This is a genomic window from Streptomyces sp. 11x1, assembly GCF_032598905.1.
In the GTDB taxonomy this organism is placed as follows: Bacteria; Actinomycetota; Actinomycetes; order Streptomycetales; family Streptomycetaceae; genus Streptomyces.
Genome location: NZ_CP122458.1, coordinates 6,156,325 through 6,170,942, shown reverse-complemented (window position 1 = coordinate 6,170,942; position 14,618 = coordinate 6,156,325). Strand labels below are relative to the sequence as shown.

Annotated in this window: 12 protein-coding genes and 1 tRNA gene; 5 read left to right on the top strand and 8 right to left on the bottom strand. The window is 70.7% G+C overall.

The annotated features are described in order from the left end of the window. The first annotated feature begins 31 nt into the window (after nt 1-31). Complete coding sequence (gene xerC / locus P8T65_RS27205; protein WP_316731745.1) at nt 32-1,273, top strand: tyrosine-type recombinase/integrase; 1,242 nt, start codon at nt 32-34, stop codon at nt 1,271-1,273. 72 nt (nt 1,274-1,345) lie between these two features. Here xerC and P8T65_RS27200 read toward each other — a convergent pair. From P8T65_RS27200 to galU, 7 genes are all read right to left on the bottom strand, one after another. After that, nucleotides 1,346-1,419, bottom strand: a tRNA-Ala gene (locus tag P8T65_RS27200). A 147-nt stretch (nt 1,420-1,566) separates the two neighbouring features. Further along, on the bottom strand, nt 1,567-2,937 hold the full coding sequence (glpR, locus tag P8T65_RS27195; protein WP_316727848.1) for a gephyrin-like molybdotransferase receptor GlpR: 1,371 nt from the start codon (nt 2,935-2,937) through the stop codon (nt 1,567-1,569). A 210-nt stretch (nt 2,938-3,147) separates the two neighbouring features. Further along, nucleotides 3,148-3,771: a GNAT family protein gene (locus tag P8T65_RS27190; RefSeq protein ID WP_316731744.1), complete on the bottom strand. Its 624-nt coding sequence runs from the start codon at nt 3,769-3,771 to the stop codon at nt 3,148-3,150. A gap of 26 nt (nt 3,772-3,797) precedes the next feature. Next, nucleotides 3,798-4,379 carry a MogA/MoaB family molybdenum cofactor biosynthesis protein gene (locus P8T65_RS27185; protein ID WP_316727847.1) on the bottom strand — a complete coding sequence of 194 codons (582 nt, stop codon included), beginning with the start codon at nt 4,377-4,379 and terminating at the stop codon, nt 3,798-3,800. Next, nucleotides 4,376-4,858, bottom strand: coding sequence for a cyclic pyranopterin monophosphate synthase MoaC (gene moaC, locus P8T65_RS27180; RefSeq protein ID WP_316727846.1), 483 nt, complete (start codon nt 4,856-4,858; stop codon nt 4,376-4,378). The genes P8T65_RS27185 and moaC overlap by 4 nt, the downstream gene beginning before the upstream one ends. A gap of 84 nt (nt 4,859-4,942) precedes the next feature. After that, entirely contained in the window at nt 4,943-6,265 is a 1,323-nt protein-coding gene (gene glp / locus P8T65_RS27175) for a gephyrin-like molybdotransferase Glp (RefSeq protein WP_316727845.1), read from the bottom strand. A gap of 5 nt (nt 6,266-6,270) precedes the next feature. Next, a complete protein-coding gene (galU, locus tag P8T65_RS27170; RefSeq protein ID WP_316727844.1) occupies nt 6,271-7,173 on the bottom strand; it encodes a UTP--glucose-1-phosphate uridylyltransferase GalU in 903 nt (300 codons plus the stop codon). A gap of 133 nt (nt 7,174-7,306) precedes the next feature. On the opposite strand from galU, the gene P8T65_RS27165 reads away from it, so the two are divergent. Beyond that, on the top strand, nt 7,307-7,882 hold the full coding sequence (locus tag P8T65_RS27165) for a 5-formyltetrahydrofolate cyclo-ligase (RefSeq protein WP_316727843.1): 576 nt from the start codon (nt 7,307-7,309) through the stop codon (nt 7,880-7,882). Between the two features lie 101 nt (nt 7,883-7,983). Here the strand turns inward: P8T65_RS27165 and P8T65_RS27160 are convergent, their stop codons facing one another. After that, complete coding sequence (locus tag P8T65_RS27160) at nt 7,984-10,773, bottom strand: penicillin acylase family protein (RefSeq protein WP_316727842.1); 2,790 nt, start codon at nt 10,771-10,773, stop codon at nt 7,984-7,986. A 262-nt stretch (nt 10,774-11,035) separates the two neighbouring features. On the opposite strand from P8T65_RS27160, the gene P8T65_RS27155 reads away from it, so the two are divergent. From P8T65_RS27155 to P8T65_RS27145, 3 genes are all read left to right on the top strand, one after another. Next, entirely contained in the window at nt 11,036-12,619 is a 1,584-nt protein-coding gene (locus tag P8T65_RS27155) for a potassium/proton antiporter (protein ID WP_316727841.1), read from the top strand. Nucleotides 12,620-12,884: 265 nt separating this feature from the next. Next, complete coding sequence (locus P8T65_RS27150) at nt 12,885-14,174, top strand: MFS transporter (protein WP_316727840.1); 1,290 nt, start codon at nt 12,885-12,887, stop codon at nt 14,172-14,174. A 69-nt stretch (nt 14,175-14,243) separates the two neighbouring features. Continuing rightward, nucleotides 14,244-14,567: an FmdB family zinc ribbon protein gene (locus tag P8T65_RS27145; RefSeq protein ID WP_316727839.1), complete on the top strand. Its 324-nt coding sequence runs from the start codon at nt 14,244-14,246 to the stop codon at nt 14,565-14,567. Nucleotides 14,568-14,618: the final 51 nt, after the last annotated feature.

Below are 14,618 nucleotides of genomic sequence, written 5' to 3'. Positions count from 1 at the left end.
CTTGGGCGGATGTGCGGTGGTCGGGTTGGCGATGATCGACAAGCGCCGTCGGCTGCCAGACGAGCGAGCGCAGCGAGCCTTGATCTACCCGTACAAGAACGGCTTCGCCGCGTACGTCTGGGTCGACACCCCCGATGGCAAGCGCAAGCGCAAGTACGTCTACGGGAAGACCCGTGAGGAGGTCCACGACAAGTGGATCAAGCTGCACGCTGAGGCCAAGCAAGGGCCGGTAGCCACGTCCTCACCGATGGTGGCTCAGTACCTCACGCGCTGGCTCAGGGAAGTCGTAGAGCCCGATCTGAAGCCCAAGACGGCAGAGACGTACGCGATGCACGTCCGTCTCTACATCGCGCCGGGGCTGGGCTCGAAGCGCCTCGACAAGCTCACCGTGCGAGATGTGCGGAACTGGGTGAACACCCTCCTCGAACAGTGCCAGTGCTGCACCCAGGGCCTGGACGCGAAACGGGATACGCCGCGTTGCTGCGCCGCCGGCGACTGCTGCGAGCGCATCCCGTCTCGGCGCACGGTGCAGGATGCTCGCGCGGTCTTGCGGTCGGCCCTGACCAACGCCATGACGGAAGAGCTGATTTCGAAGAACGTCGCGGCTTTGGTCAAGGTCCGGTCTGCTCGGAAGACGAAGCGGAACCCGTGGTCCGTGGAAGAGGCCCGGCAGTTCCTCGAAGCTGCGAGCGCGGCCCATGACCCGCTGTACGCGGCCTACGTGCTCATCCTGGTTCTGGGCTTTCGACGTGGTGAGGTGCTGGGCCTCACCTGGGAGAACGTGAACTTGGACGCCGGAGAGATCACCGTGCAGATGCAGCTACAGCGCATCAACCGGCGCTTGGTCCACGACGAGACCAAGACTGAAGCGTCCACGGCCGTGCTGCCGCTTCCGGAGATCTGCATCGCTGCTCTGCAACGCAGACAGAAGGAAAGGGAGTTGGCCAAGCAGGCGGCCGACGAGCTGTGGTCGGGCTTCGACTTCGTGTTCACGACGCGCTACGGGACCCCGATCGAACCCCGCAACTTCAACCGCCGGTTCATGGACCGCTCCGCTCGCGCCGGCGTCCGCCGCATCCGCCTCCACGACACTCGGCACACGTGCGGCTCGCTCCTCGCCGCCCTCGACGTACACCCCCGCGTCGCGATGCAGATCCTTCGACACAGCAAGATCGCGGTCACGATGGAGGTCTACACGCACGTCCCGTCGGAAGCCACCCGCCGGGCACTCCGCAAGCTGGGCAAGCACCTTGGGAAGCAAGATCCGGAGTAGTTGCTGTACTTCACTGCTGTACGGCATGCCAAAGCCCCGGTCGGGAGATCCCGACCGGGGCTTTGAGCTGCGTGGACCTGTGGGGATTTGAACCCCAGACCCCCTCGATGCGAACGAGGTGCGCTACCGGACTGCGCCACAGGCCCCTGCAACGAGTGAAACTCTAGCATCCCCATCGCGGTGCTTGGAAATCCGTTCCCGGGCGGCCGGGGAGCCGCCCGGGGGCGGCGCATGGGCGGCTCACGGGCGGCTCGTGGCTGGTCAGCGGGAGGGGCGGAGCCGGAGGCCGGCAGTCACTCGTTGGCCGCGCGCGGCCGGTCGCCGTCCTCGTACTGGTCGAAGAGCGGCGTGCGCCCCCGCTCCCGGGAGCGGCGCGCGGACGCGGCCCGGCGGGCGTCGGAGCGGCCGCCGTCGGGTGCGTCGGCCGCCTCACCCGGGCCGGCGGCCTCCGCGTTCCCCTCGCCGCTGTCGTCCCCCTCCGGCGCGCGCCCGGAGGCGCTCGGGGAGTTCGCGGGGGCGCCCGACGAGCCGTGCGGGTCGGCCGCACTGGAGCGCGCGGAGCTCCACGCGTCCGGGGCGCCGAGGTCGACCCCGGAGGTGGCCCGGGGCGCGACCGGCGCGGTGACGTAGGTCGGGAGCGGCACCGGGACCGGGTCCCAGCTGTCGCCCTGACCGGGGCGCCGCTGGCGCTCGCGCTGCTGGTCGACCCACTCGGCGTGGTCGGTCTGCTCGACGAGGGCCCGCCGGTCGGCCGCGAGCGCGCTCAGGTCGGTCCGGGTCTCCTCGCTCTCGGGTCCGTCCTCCGGCTCGTCGGTGTCGACCGGGTCCGGCGCGGGGCGCCGCCGCTGGGGCTGCCGCTCCCGCAGTCGCTGCGCCGCCGCCTCGGCCTGCTGTCGGTCCATGGTGTACGCGAACCGCTTCCGCTCCTGGTGCCGCAGATGCGCGATATAGGTGCTCAGCAGCACCGCGGGCACCCCTGGCGCCCACAGGAAGGCCAGTCCGCCGACCGCCGCGACGACCGCGCCGAGCGTGAAGGCGAGGAAGAGCATCACGGTCGTACGCCGTCGGCGCGCGAGCACCTTCGAGCGCTGGGCCCGCGCCTTGGCCTCCGCCGTGTCGCCCCGGCGTGCGCCCGCCGTCCGCTTGGCCGACCGCTTCGGCCGCGCGGGAGCGGGCACTTGGGCCGCCCCCTGCTTGCCCGGCCCCTGCTTGACCGCCCCTTGCTTGGCGGCTGCCCCTTGCTTTGCCGCCGGCGCACCGCCCTGCGGGGGCACCGGCTTCGCATGCACCTGCGCGGGCGCCTGCGTCGCCGGTTTCCCCGGTTGCTGCGGCCTCTGGCCGGCCTGCGGTGACTCACCCCGCTCCACCGGCAGTTGTGCCTTCGTGTGCCCCCGGAGCGGGGGCATGGCGAAGGCCCGGACGTCCACCGAGTCGGTGACGCCGTCCGGTTCGGCGCTGGGCTCCCCCTCTTCGGTGGAGCGCGCCCGGTCCCTGGCGTATCGGCGCTCCATCCCCGCCCGGCCGGAAAGCAGCCGGATGGCGGTGCTGAAGCGTTCCGTCGGACGGGCTTCGTTCAGCTCGTCCTGCCTACGGAGCCACATCGGCACCAAGTAGGCGGCCCAGGCCCCGACGATGACTGCGTAGATGAGGCCGCTGCTGCTCACGCCTCACACGGTAGAGGGGTTTGCGTGAGGCCATCCGCCAATTGAGCCGGTGTGTCGCACGATCTGGCTGATATTTCGAGCTTTTTTTGTGACCGATCCGATCAGTGGGCCATCGAGAGCACGAAATTAACGTGCCGAGAACGCACCGAGTCGTTCAACCTGATCGTCGCCTGGTCGCCGCCCCTGATATTTTTCGAACACGCATTTCATTTACTGCGGCTGCCCGGGCTTCCCGACGTCGGAGCCCGCGTTCCGCGCGCGTTCCCGCTGCCAGCGACCGAGCAGACCCTCGGGCACCTCTTCCGCGGTCAGCGCGAAGACGAGATGGTCACGCCAGGCACCGTCGATGTGAAGATATCGTGGACGAAGGCCTTCCTCACGGAATCCGAGTTTCTCCACGACCCGTCGGCTGGGCCGATTCTCGGGACGAATACAGACCTCGATGCGGTGCAGACCGACGGTCCGGAAGCAGTGGTCGACGACGAGCGCGACCGCCGTCGGCATCACACCCCGCCCGGCGACCGACTCGTCGACCCAGTAGCCGACATGGCCGGAGCACATGGAGCCCCAGGTGATCCCGGCGACCGTCAACTGCCCCACCAGCCGCCCCTGGTACTCGATCACGAACGGCAGCATCCGGCCCGCGTTCGCCTCCGACCGCAGATGGCGGACCATCTGACGGTACGTCGGCCGATGCACGATGGGCCCGCTGGGCGTGGGGGGCGGGATGGTCGCCTCCCAGGGCCGCAGCCAGTCCCGGTTGCGGCGGTTGACCTCGCGCCAGACCCGCTGGTCGCGCATCCTTATGGGCCGGAGGACGACATCGCCGTCCACCAGCGCCACGGGCCAGGATGGGCTGTTCAGCTCGCACCCCCACGGGGTCTGGAGGGTTCCTCCTGGGCCGGTGAGCCGCCGGTGGCCGGCCTCTTGTGGTCGCCGCCGCGGATCTGGTCGACGGCATGGGTCAGCAGGGGCTCCAGGACGGCCAGGCCGTCCCGTACGCCGCCGGTCGAGCCCGGCAGATTGACGATCAGCGTGCCGCGCGCGACTCCGGCGAGACCCCGGGAGAGCGCGGCCGTCGGCACCTTGTCCCGGCCGTACGCCCGGATCGCCTCGGGGATGCCGGGGACCTCGTGGTCGAGGACCGCGCGGGTGGCCTCGGGGGTGCGGTCGGTGGGCGAGATGCCGGTCCCGCCGGTCGTCACGATCACGTCGTAGCCGGCGTCGACGCCCGCCCGCAGCGCGGCCTCGACGGGGGCACCGTCGGGCACGACCTGGGGACCGTCGACGGCGAAGCCGAACTCCCGGAGTGCCTCGGCGATCAGGGGCCCGCCCCGGTCCTCGTAGACCCCGGCGGCGGCGCGGTTGGAGGCGGTCACGACCAGGGCGGCGTACGGCGCGGTGAGGGCACCCCCGAGCGGCGGCTCCGCCGGGGCTGTCATGCCCGGCTCCAGTCGCCCGACTTGCCGCCCGTCTTCTCCTCGACGCGGACGTCCGTGATGACCGCGCCCTTGTCGACCGCCTTCACCATGTCGATCACAGTGAGGGCGGCGACGGAGACCGCGGTGAGGGCCTCCATCTCGACGCCCGTGCGGTCGGTGGTCTTCACGGTGGCGAGGATCTCGACGGCGTCGTCCGCGACCGCCAGGTCGATCTTGACGCCCGAGACCGCCAGGGGGTGGCAGAGCGGGATCAGGTCGGGGGTGCGTTTGGCGCCCATGATCCCGGCGATGCGCGCGGTGGCGAGGGCGTCGCCCTTGGGCACCCCCTCGCCGCGCAGCAGTTCCACCACCGCCGGCGAGACCAGGACCCGGCCGCTGGCGCGGGCGGTGCGCGCGGTCACGTCCTTCCCGGAGACGTCGACCATGCGGGCGGCGCCCGCCTCGTCGATGTGGGTCAGTCGGTCCTGCGGCGTACTCATGGTGGTGTGGCGCTCCCGGTCGGGGCCCGTCGCGGTGCGGCGCGCGGCCTGTTGTGCGCGACACGGTACGCCACCCTCGACGGTTCAGCCGAGCAGGACGACCTCGACCTCCGTACCGGGCTCGACGGACTCGGTGTCCTCGGGGATCACGATCAGCGCGTCGGCGTGCGCGAGGGCGGCGACGAGGTGCGATCCCGCGCCTCCCACGAGGGTGACCTCGCCGTCGGTGTACGTCCCGCGCAGGTACTGGCGGCGGCCCGCGGGCGAGGTCAGGGCCTTGGGGGCCCGCAGGGTCGCCGTGGTCGTCGGCCGGTGGACGTCGTCGAGGCCCATCAGGGTACGGATGGCGGGCCGGACGAAGAGCTCGAAGGAGACGTACGACGACACCGGGTTGCCGGGGAGGGCGAGCAGCGGGGTGTGGTCGGGGCCGATGGTGCCGAAGCCCTGGGGCTTGCCGGGCTGCATGGCGAGCTTGCGGAAGTCGATGCCGGCGCCCTCCTCGTCCTCGTCGCCGACGGACTCCAGGGCTTCCTTGACGACGTCGTACGCACCGACGCTGACCCCGCCGGTGGTGACCACCAGGTCGGCGCGGACGAGTTGGTCCTCGATGGTGGAGCGGAGGGTCTCGGCGTCGTCGGCGACGGCGCCGACGCGGTAGGCGATGGCGCCCGCGTCCCGGGCGGCGGCGGTGAGGGCGAAGCTGTTGGAGTCGTAGATCTGGCCGGTGGCCAGGGTGTCGCCGGGCGGGATCAGTTCGCTGCCGGTGGAGAGCACCACCACGCGCGGGCGCGGGCGTACGCGTACGGAGGCGCGGCCGATGGCGGCGAGCAGGCCGAGCTGGGGCGGGCCGAGGACGGTGCCGGCCGCCAGGGCGGGTTCGCCGGCCTTGACGTCGCTGCCCTCCGCGCGCACGTGCGCGCGTGCCTCGGCGGCGCGGTGCACGGCGACCTGGCCGGTGGCGCCCTCGGGGTTCGCGCTGCGGGCGCGCATCCCGGAGACGGGGCCCTCGCCGAGGCCGCCGTCGGTCCACTCGACGGGGACGACCGCCTCGGCGCCGGGCGGCAGAGGGGCGCCGGTCATGATGCGGGCGGCCTCCCCCGGGCCCACCCGGGGCTGTTCGGCCTGGCCCGCCGCGACGTCGCCGATCACCGTGAGCACGGCGGGGAACTCCTCGCTCGCGCCCGCGACGTCCGCGACCCGCACCGCGTACCCGTCCATGGAGCTGTTGTCGAACGGCGGCAGTGACACCGGCACCGTGACGTCCTCGACCAGGACGCAGCCCTGGGCGTCGAGGAGTTGCAGCTCGATGGGGTCCAGGGGGCGGACGGTGGCGAGGATGTCCTCCAGGTGCTCGGTCACCGACCAGAGGTGGTCCCGGCCGGTGGTGCGGGTCGCGGCGGTGCTCAATGTGGCTACATCTCCTCGGCTACGTAACTGCGAAGCCAGGTCCGGAAGTCCGGGCCCAGGTCTTCACGTTCGCACGCGAGTCTGACAATGGCACGCAGGTAGTCGCCACGGTCTCCGGTGTCATAGCGGCGGCCGTTGAAGACGACGCCGTGCACGGGGCCGCCGACCTTCTCGTCCGCGGCGAGCTGCTGGAGGGCGTCGGTGAGCTGGATCTCGCCGCCGCGGCCCGGTTCGGTCCGGCGCAGGACGTCGAAGATCTGCGGGGCGAGGACGTAGCGGCCGATGATCGCGTAGTTCGAGGGGGCGTCGGCCGGGTCGGGCTTCTCGATCATGCCCGTGACCTTGACGACGTCGCCGTCCTCGGTGGCCTCGACGGCCGCGCAGCCGTAGAGGTGGATCTGCTCCGGCGCGACCTCCATGAGGGCGATCACGCTGCCGCCGTTCCGTTCCTGGACCTCGACCATGCGCTGCAGGAGCGGGTCGCGGGGGTCGATCAGGTCGTCGCCGAGGAGGACCGCGAAGGGTTCGTCGCCGACGTGCGGGGCGGCGCACAGCACGGCGTGGCCGAGGCCCTTGGGGTCGCCCTGGCGGACGTAGTGGATGGTCGCGAGGTCACTGGACTCCTGGACCTTGGCGAGCCGGTGGGCGTCGTTCTTCTTCTGGAGGGCGGACTCCAGCTCGTGGTTGCGGTCGAAGTGGTCCTCGAGGGGGCGCTTGTTGCGGCCGGTGATCATCAGCACGTCGTCGAGCCCCGCCGCCGCGGCCTCCTCCACCACGTACTGGATCGCCGGCTTGTCCACCACCGGCAGCATCTCCTTGGGAGTCGCTTTGGTGGCCGGCAGGAACCGGGTTCCCAGACCCGCCGCGGGAATGACAGCCTTGCTGATCCTGGGGTTCGCCTCACTCATGTGCGGAACCCTATCCGGTGCCTTTGTGCGGAATCTGTGGCTCCGATGAATTCGTTCTCATATGAGCAGATTACGAATAGTACTGGAGTCACCTGTGAGCCGGATGGGACCTGAACCGGAGCTTTCCAAGCGAATGTTGCGCCGAGAGCTCCTCCTGGTGAGGACTGGGTTGACGGCGGATGACGTCCGGAAAACGACGGGCGCCCTTGCCGATCGGGCCCTCGATCTGCCTGAACTGGCGCACGCGCGCACGGTCGCGGCGTATGTGTCCGTAGGGAGTGAACCTGGCACCCTCGCGCTCCTCGACGCGCTCCGCGCGCGGGGCGTGCGCGTCCTGCTTCCGGTGCTGCTGCCCGACAACGACCTGGACTGGGGCGTCTACGAGGGAGAGGCCTCGCTCGCGCGCGTGCGGCACGGCGGCCGTATGGAGCTCCGCGAACCCGCCGGCGAGCGGCTCGGCGCGGACGCCGTGACCGACGCCGACGCCGTCCTGCTCCCGGGCCTGGCGGTCGACTGGCGCGGGATGCGCCTGGGCCGGGGCGGCGGCTCCTACGACCGCGTCCTGGCCCGTCTGGACCGCGCGGGCGCCGACCCGGCGCTGGTGGTCCTGCTGTACGACACAGAGGTGGTCGACCGGGTGCCCGAGGAGGAGCACGACCGCCCGGTGCACGCGGTGGTGACGCCGTCGGGCGTACGCCGCTTCACATAAGTGTTCCCCGCGCCCCGATGGCCGAAGGCCAAAAGGGGCGCGGGGAACTGCGCGACCAGCCACAACGGCGCCGCAGCCGAAAAACGGCCCCAAGCGGAGCGCTACGGCTTCAGCAGCAGCGTGTCGCTCGTGTTCGCCTCGACCGCCTTGTCCGAGAACGACCAGGTGAGCAGCTCGCCCTTGACCCACTTGTCGGTCTGGTCGGTGTAGTGCGCGTTGTACGCATGCCCGGAGGCGCCGGTGAGGTTGATCCACTTGGACTTGTCGAGATCCCCGAGGTTCACCACCATCCGCATCGAGGGCACCCAGACGACCTCGTAGCCGCCCGCCGCGTTCCAGCCGGTGGCGTTGACCGTGGCCTCGCCGCCGCCGAGCTTCCAGGGGCCGCGGTTGAGCATGTGCTGGAGGAAACCGGGGCCCGCGGTACCGAGGGTCTGGTTCTTCAGGAACAGCCGGTGCAGCCGGCCCCAGCTCCAGCTGTCGATGTCCTTGCCGAGCTTGGCGGTCAGCTCCCAACGGGCGTCCCGCATGGCCCGCTGGAACAGCTCGTCACGGGTGTCGGCGGCGTCCAGGTTGCGCGTCTTCGGCGTGGACCACCAGGCGTTGTCCTGGTCGTCGACGAGCCGGCGGACCACCTCGAACCAGCGGTCGCCGCCGTCCGGCTGCGCCTGGTCCGCGTCGCGCCTGCCGCACTCGCGCACCCGCTGGTCCTCGTCGGCGGGCCCGGTGCTGTCGACCGGTTCGACCGACAGGCACTGACCCTCGACGCGCAGTTCCTTGGGCAGCTTGTCACCGAAGGCGAGCTTGAGGATGTTGCGCCAGACCGAGTTGAAGTACGCGGCGGCCGCCGAGTCGGCGTCCTGGGTGTAGTCCCAGCCCTCCAGGAGCTTCTGCGCCTCGCGGATGTGCTTGTCGCCGACGTCGATCTTGAGCAGCAGCGGCACCAGCAGCTTGGCGATCTCGCTGCTGTTGTCCATCTGCATCTGCCGCATGTCGTCGGTGGAGATCTTGCCGCCACCCTTGATCTTGGACTCGATCAGGCTGGTGATCCGCTGCGCGCGCGTGCCGTAGCCCCAGTCCGTGGTGAGGGTGTACGGGTACTTCTTGTCGACGACGGCCTGGTTGGCGGTGACGATGTAGCCGCGCTCCGGGTCGTACTCGTAGGGCAGTTCGTCCTGGTCGATGTAGCCGTTCCAGCGGTACGCGGGGTCCCAGCCCGGAGCGGGCAGCGAGCCGTCGCCCTTGCCGCGCGTGGGGATCTTGCCGGGCAGCTGGTAGCCGATGTGGCCTTCGGTGTCGGCGTAGATCAGGTTCTGCGAGGGGACGTCGAACAGGGCGGCGGCCTCGCGGAAGTCGTCCCAGTCCTTGGCCTTGTTCATGGCGAAGACGGCGTCCATGGAGGTGCCGGGGTCGAGCGCGGTCCAGCGCAGGGCGATGCCGTAGCCGTCGCCGCGGTCGGGGGCGTCCTGGTCGACCGTGGCCTTCTTGCCGACCTGGACGAGTTCGTCGTTGCGGTCGGAGAGCAGGGGGCCGTTGTTGGTGGTGCGGACGACGATCTTCTTGGACGAGCCGCCGGCGACCTCGATGGTCTCCTCGCGGGTGTCGAACGGCAGGACCTTGGAGCCGTGCTGGTAGCCGTCGCCGGTGAGCTTCTCCAGGTAGAGGTCGGTGACATCGACGCCCGAGTTGGTCATGCCCCAGGAGACGTCGGCGTTGTGGCCGATTATCACGCCGGGCATGCCGGAGAAGGTGTAGCCGGAGACGTCGTACTGGCACTTCGCGGAGACGGCCTTGCAGTGCAGGCCCATCTGGTACCAGACCGACGGCAGCGACGCCGTCAGGTGCGGGTCGTTGGCGAGCAGCGGCTTGCCGGTGATGGTGTGGTCGCCGGAGACGACCCAGGAGTTGGAGCCGATGCCGTTGCCGTTCACTCCGACGGCCTCGGGCAGGTCCTCCAGGACGTCGTAGAGGCCGTCCAGCTGGGTCTGGAGGGCTCCGGAGTCCGTGGAGGTGCCGGCGGCGCCTGTGCCCGTCCCGGTGCCCGTACCCGTTCCCGTGCCCCCGGTGCCCTGCGTGGAGCCGTCCGTGTTCTGCGACGAGCCGGACCCGTCGGACCAGGTCTTGGTCAGCTCGTCGTACTGGCCCTCGCGCACGATCGTCCCGTTGCGGCTGTACGGGTACTGCGGGTACAGGTCGGCGATCTGCTTGGGGCCGAGGCGGCTGGTCATCAGGGCGCGGTCGATCTCGTCCTGCATGTTGCCGCGCAGGTCCCACGCCATCGCCTTCAGCCAGGCGATCGAGTCGACCGGGGTCCACTCCTCGGGCTGGTAGTCGTTGGAGAAGCCGAGGGCCGCGTACTCGACGGAGATCTCGTCGCCGTCCTTCCCGGCGAGGTAGGCGTTGACCCCCTTGGCGTACGCGTCGAGGTACTTCTTCGTCTCGGCCGAGAGCGTCTTCTTGTACTCCTCCTCGGCGATCCGGTGCCAGCCGAGGGTGCGCAGGAACTCGTCGTTGTCGACCTGGCTCTCGCCGAACATCTCCGAGAGGCGGCCGGCCGTCATGTGGCGGCGCACGTCCATCTCGTAGAACCGGTCCTGCGCCTGGACGTAGCCCTGCGCCATGAACAGGTCCTCGTCGGAGGAGGCGTAGATCTGCGGGATCCCGTAGCCGTCGCGCTTGACGTCGACCGGTCCCGCCAGACCGTCCAGGGTTATCGACCCCTTGGTCTGCGGGAAGGAGGCGCGCACGGTGGAGACGGACCAGAACGCCCCGTAGCCGACGCCACCGATGATGGCCAGGACCAGGACGATCAGGAGAAGACGGACTTTTCGCCCCTTCTTCCTGCCGGACTTGCCCGGCTGCTGGCCGGAGGGGGTGGTGTCGGTGGGCATCGCTGTCCTTGCTGTCCTAACACGAGCGGCAGGTCGGGCTGTGCTTTGTACTGAACGCTGGAGCAACCATAGGCGCAGGGCCCGACGCGACTTGACGCGGAGTCGGGAACTGGCGCGGACGGACGTTCGATCTTGCCCTCGCGAGCGTCAAGAAATCGTCAAGAGTTAGGTAAGGTAACGAAGTACTCGCACTGACGTAACCGCAATCGCACGGTTTCCGTGATCGGCTTCGCACGCCCCCACGCGCGCGTGCCCGCATCCAGTGCTCGACGCCCCACACTCGGAACCACGTGCGGTTCGGCTAGAAAGGTACGGCCCGCTGACTGTCCACGATCTCAACCAGCTCCTGCTCGTCTGCTCGCTCGTCCTTCTCGTCGCGGTCGCCGCGGTCCGGATCTCATCGCGCAGCGGGCTCCCCAGCCTGCTCGTGTACCTGGGCATCGGCATCGCCATGGGTCAGGACGGCATCGGCGGCATCCACTTCGACGACGCCGCCCTGACCCGGGTCATCGGCTACGCGGCCCTCGTCGTGATCCTGGCGGAGGGCGGCCTCGGCACGAAGTGGAAGGAGATCGGGCCGGCCCTGCCGGCCGCCAGCTCACTGGCGCTCGTCGGCGTCGCGGTGAGCGTCGGCGTCACCGCCGCGGGCGCGCACTATCTGATCGGACTCGAGTGGCGGCAGTCGCTCATCATCGGCGCGGTCGTGTCCTCCACGGACGCGGCGGCCGTCTTCTCCGTACTGCGCAGGATCCCGCTCCCCGCGCGCTTGACGGGCACCCTGGAGGCCGAGTCCGGCTTCAACGACGCCCCGGTCGTCATCCTCGTCGCCTCGCTCTCCATGGCCGGACCCGTCGAGCACTGGTACGTCCTGATCGGCGAGATAGCGCTGGAACTGGTGATCGGCGCCGCCATCGGCCTCGCCGTGGGCTGGCTGGGCTCCTGGGGCCTGAGGCACGTGGCGCTGCCCGCCTCCGGCCTCTACCCGATCGCCGTCATGGCCATCGCCGTCGCCGCCTACGCGGCCGGCGCCCTGGCCCACGGCAGCGGCTTCCTCGCCGTCTATCTGGCCTCCATGGTCCTCGGCAACGCCAAGCTGCCCCACTGGCCCGCCACCCGGGGCTTCGCCGAGGGGGTCGGCTGGATCGCCCAGATCGGCATGTTCGTCCTGCTCGGACTGCTGGTCACCCCGCACGAGATGGGCGACGACATCTGGCCCGCCCTCGTCATCGGCCTGGTGCTGACCATGGTGGCGCGACCCCTGAGCGTCGTCGCCGCACTGCTGCCGTTCCGGGTGCCCTGGCGCGAGCAGGCCCTGCTCTCCTGGGCCGGACTGCGCGGCGCGGTGCCCATCATCCTGGCGACGATCCCCATGGTGAGCGGCGTCGAGGGCAGCCGCCGGATCTTCAACATCGTCTTCGTGCTCGTCGTCGTCTACACCCTCGTCCAGGGACCGACGCTGCCCTGGCTGGCCCGCAGGCTGCGCCTCGGCGGCTCCGGCGACGAGGCGGCCGACCTCGGCATCGAATCGGCGCCCCTGGAGCGGCTGCGCGGCCACCTGCTGTCCGTCGCCATCCCCGAGAAGTCCCGCATGCACGGCGTCGAGGTCAATGAGCTGCGGCTCCCCGCGGGCTCCGCCGTCACCCTCGTCGTCCGCGACGGCACGTCCTTCGTGCCCCTGCCGACCACGGTCCTGCGACGCGGCGACGAGCTCCTCGTCGTCGCCACCGACCCCGTCCGGGACCAGGCGGAGCGCCGGCTCAGGGCCGTCGGCCAGGGCGGCAAGCTGGCCGACTGGCTGGGGACGGGCGACGGCGGTGGCGACGGCACCAGGGGCTCCCGTCATTAAGGGCAGATTTCGCACTGTTCACACCCTCCGGAAGCAGGGGCGCGGCCGCCCGTAGTGCTCACTTTCACAGGTGATTCCCTTCATCCCCCTGTACGATGAAGGCGCACTTGATCGGACCAACTCTGTCTGACGCAGAGCTGGCGCGACCGTATGGCGGCCGTCACGCCCCCCTTCCGCGGGCCCGGCATCTACCGCAGTGGCGCAAGAGGACAGCTCTCGGCGCCCCCCGCACGGGCGCGCTACCAGGCGGCGGAAAGGCACGGCCGTGGCGTCCACGGTCACCTCGAACACCTCGAACACCCCCACGGCGTCCCGGCCGGGCTACGGACAGCTGCTGCGCACCCGTGGCGCGTGGACGTTCCTCCTGCCCGGCTTCGCGGCCCGCCAGCCGTTCGCGATGCTGACGCTCTCCATCGTGCTGCTCGTCCAGCACACCACCGGCTCCTACGGCGCGGCCGGTGCCGTGGCCGCCGTCACCGGCGTCTCCATGGCCCTGTTCGCGCCCTGGAGCGGCCGTCTCGCCGACCGGCACGGCCAGCGGGCCGTCCTGATCCCCGGCGTCCTCGTCCACGGGGTGGCGGGCCTGTCCCTGACGGCGCTGGCCCTGATGGACGCCCCCCTGTGGGCGCTCTTCGCCGCCGCCGTGCCCACCGGGGCCTCGGTGCCGCAGATCGGCCCCATGGTGCGGGCCCGCTGGGGCGTCAAGCTCCAGGACTCGCCCCTGATGGGCACCGCCGCAGCCTTCGAGTCCGTCACCGACGAGCTGACCTTCGTCCTCGGCCCGCTGCTCGCGACCGCGCTGTGCACCGCCGTGCACCCGGCCGCCGGCCTGCTCACCGAGGCCGCGCTGACCCTGATCGGCGGTCTGCTGTTCGCCGCGCAACGCGGCACCCAGCCGCGGGTCGTACCCGCGTCCCACGCGCGCGTGGAGCGCGTTTCCGCCCTGTCCGTCCCCGGCGTGCGCGTCCTGATCGTCACCTTCCTGGGCATCGGCTCCGTCTTCGGCGGCATGCAGGTCTCCCTCGCCGCCTTCTCCGAGTCGATCGGCGAGCCCGGCCTGAACGGCGTCCTGTACGGCGTGTTCGCCGCCGGCAACATGCTCTCCGGCATCGTCTGCGGCGCCATCGCCTGGAAGACGGCCCCGCAGCGGCGCCTGGTCGTCGGCTACACCGCTCTGGCGCTCGTCGCCTCCGCGCTGTGGACCGCCGACTCCGTGCTCGTCCTCGCCGCGCTCGGCCTGTTCGTCGGCATGTGCATCGCCCCCGCCCTGATCACCGGCTACACGCTGGTGGACTCCCTGGTCCCCCCGGGCGCCCGTACGGAGGCCTTCACCTGGCTGACCGGCGCGGTCGCGCTCGGCCAGGCGGCGGCCGTCACGGCCGCCGGTCAGCTGGAGGACCGGCTGTGGACCGGCGCCGGATTCCTGGTGCCGGCAGCCGGTACGGCACTGGCCCTGGCCACCCTCTTGTCCCTGCGTACGCGGCTGGCGGGCAGCCCTCGCGGCCGCACCGTCGCGCGTGTCGTCGGTCACCGAGTGCCGGTGACAGTGGACTGATCCCCGGGGAATAGGTCACTATGGACCGTCGTTAGCACTCATCGAGTGAGAGTGCCAGGAGGAAGACCAGTGCCGACGTACCAGTACCAGTGCACCGAATGCGGTGAGGGCCTCGAAGCGGTGCAGAAGTTCACCGACGACGCCCTGACCGAGTGCCCCAGCTGCAACGGCCGCCTCAAGAAGGTGTTCTCGGCGGTCGGCATCGTCTTCAAGGGTTCCGGTTTCTACCGGAACGACAGCCGTGGCTCGTCGTCGAGCAGCAGCCCGGCGACGGCGAAGTCCTCGACCTCGGCCTCCTCGGACGCGAAGTCCTCGACCTCGACCTCGTCGTCCTCCGACGCGAAGTCGTCGTCCTCGGGCTCTTCCTCCGCCAGCAGCACGTCGGCCGCGTAGCACCACCGCCTCGCGCCACCGCTTCCGCCCGGACCCCGCCGGTCGTCGTAC

Bases quoted from the DNA above. Each gene is read 5' to 3' on its own strand.
- xerC (WP_316731745.1), top strand. From the start codon at position 32: ATGATCGACAAGCGCCGTCGGCTGCCAGACGAGCGAGCGCAGCGAGCC.
- galU (WP_316727844.1), bottom strand. From the start codon at position 7,173: ATGAGTGAGGCGAACCCCAGGATCAGCAAGGCTGTCATTCCCGCGGCG.
- moaC (WP_316727846.1), bottom strand. From the start codon at position 4,858: ATGAGTACGCCGCAGGACCGACTGACCCACATCGACGAGGCGGGCGCC.
- P8T65_RS27160 (WP_316727842.1), bottom strand. From the start codon at position 10,773: ATGCCCACCGACACCACCCCCTCCGGCCAGCAGCCGGGCAAGTCCGGC.
- P8T65_RS27165 (WP_316727843.1), top strand. From the start codon at position 7,307: ATGTTGCGCCGAGAGCTCCTCCTGGTGAGGACTGGGTTGACGGCGGAT.
- P8T65_RS27185 (WP_316727847.1), bottom strand. From the start codon at position 4,379: ATGACAGCCCCGGCGGAGCCGCCGCTCGGGGGTGCCCTCACCGCGCCG.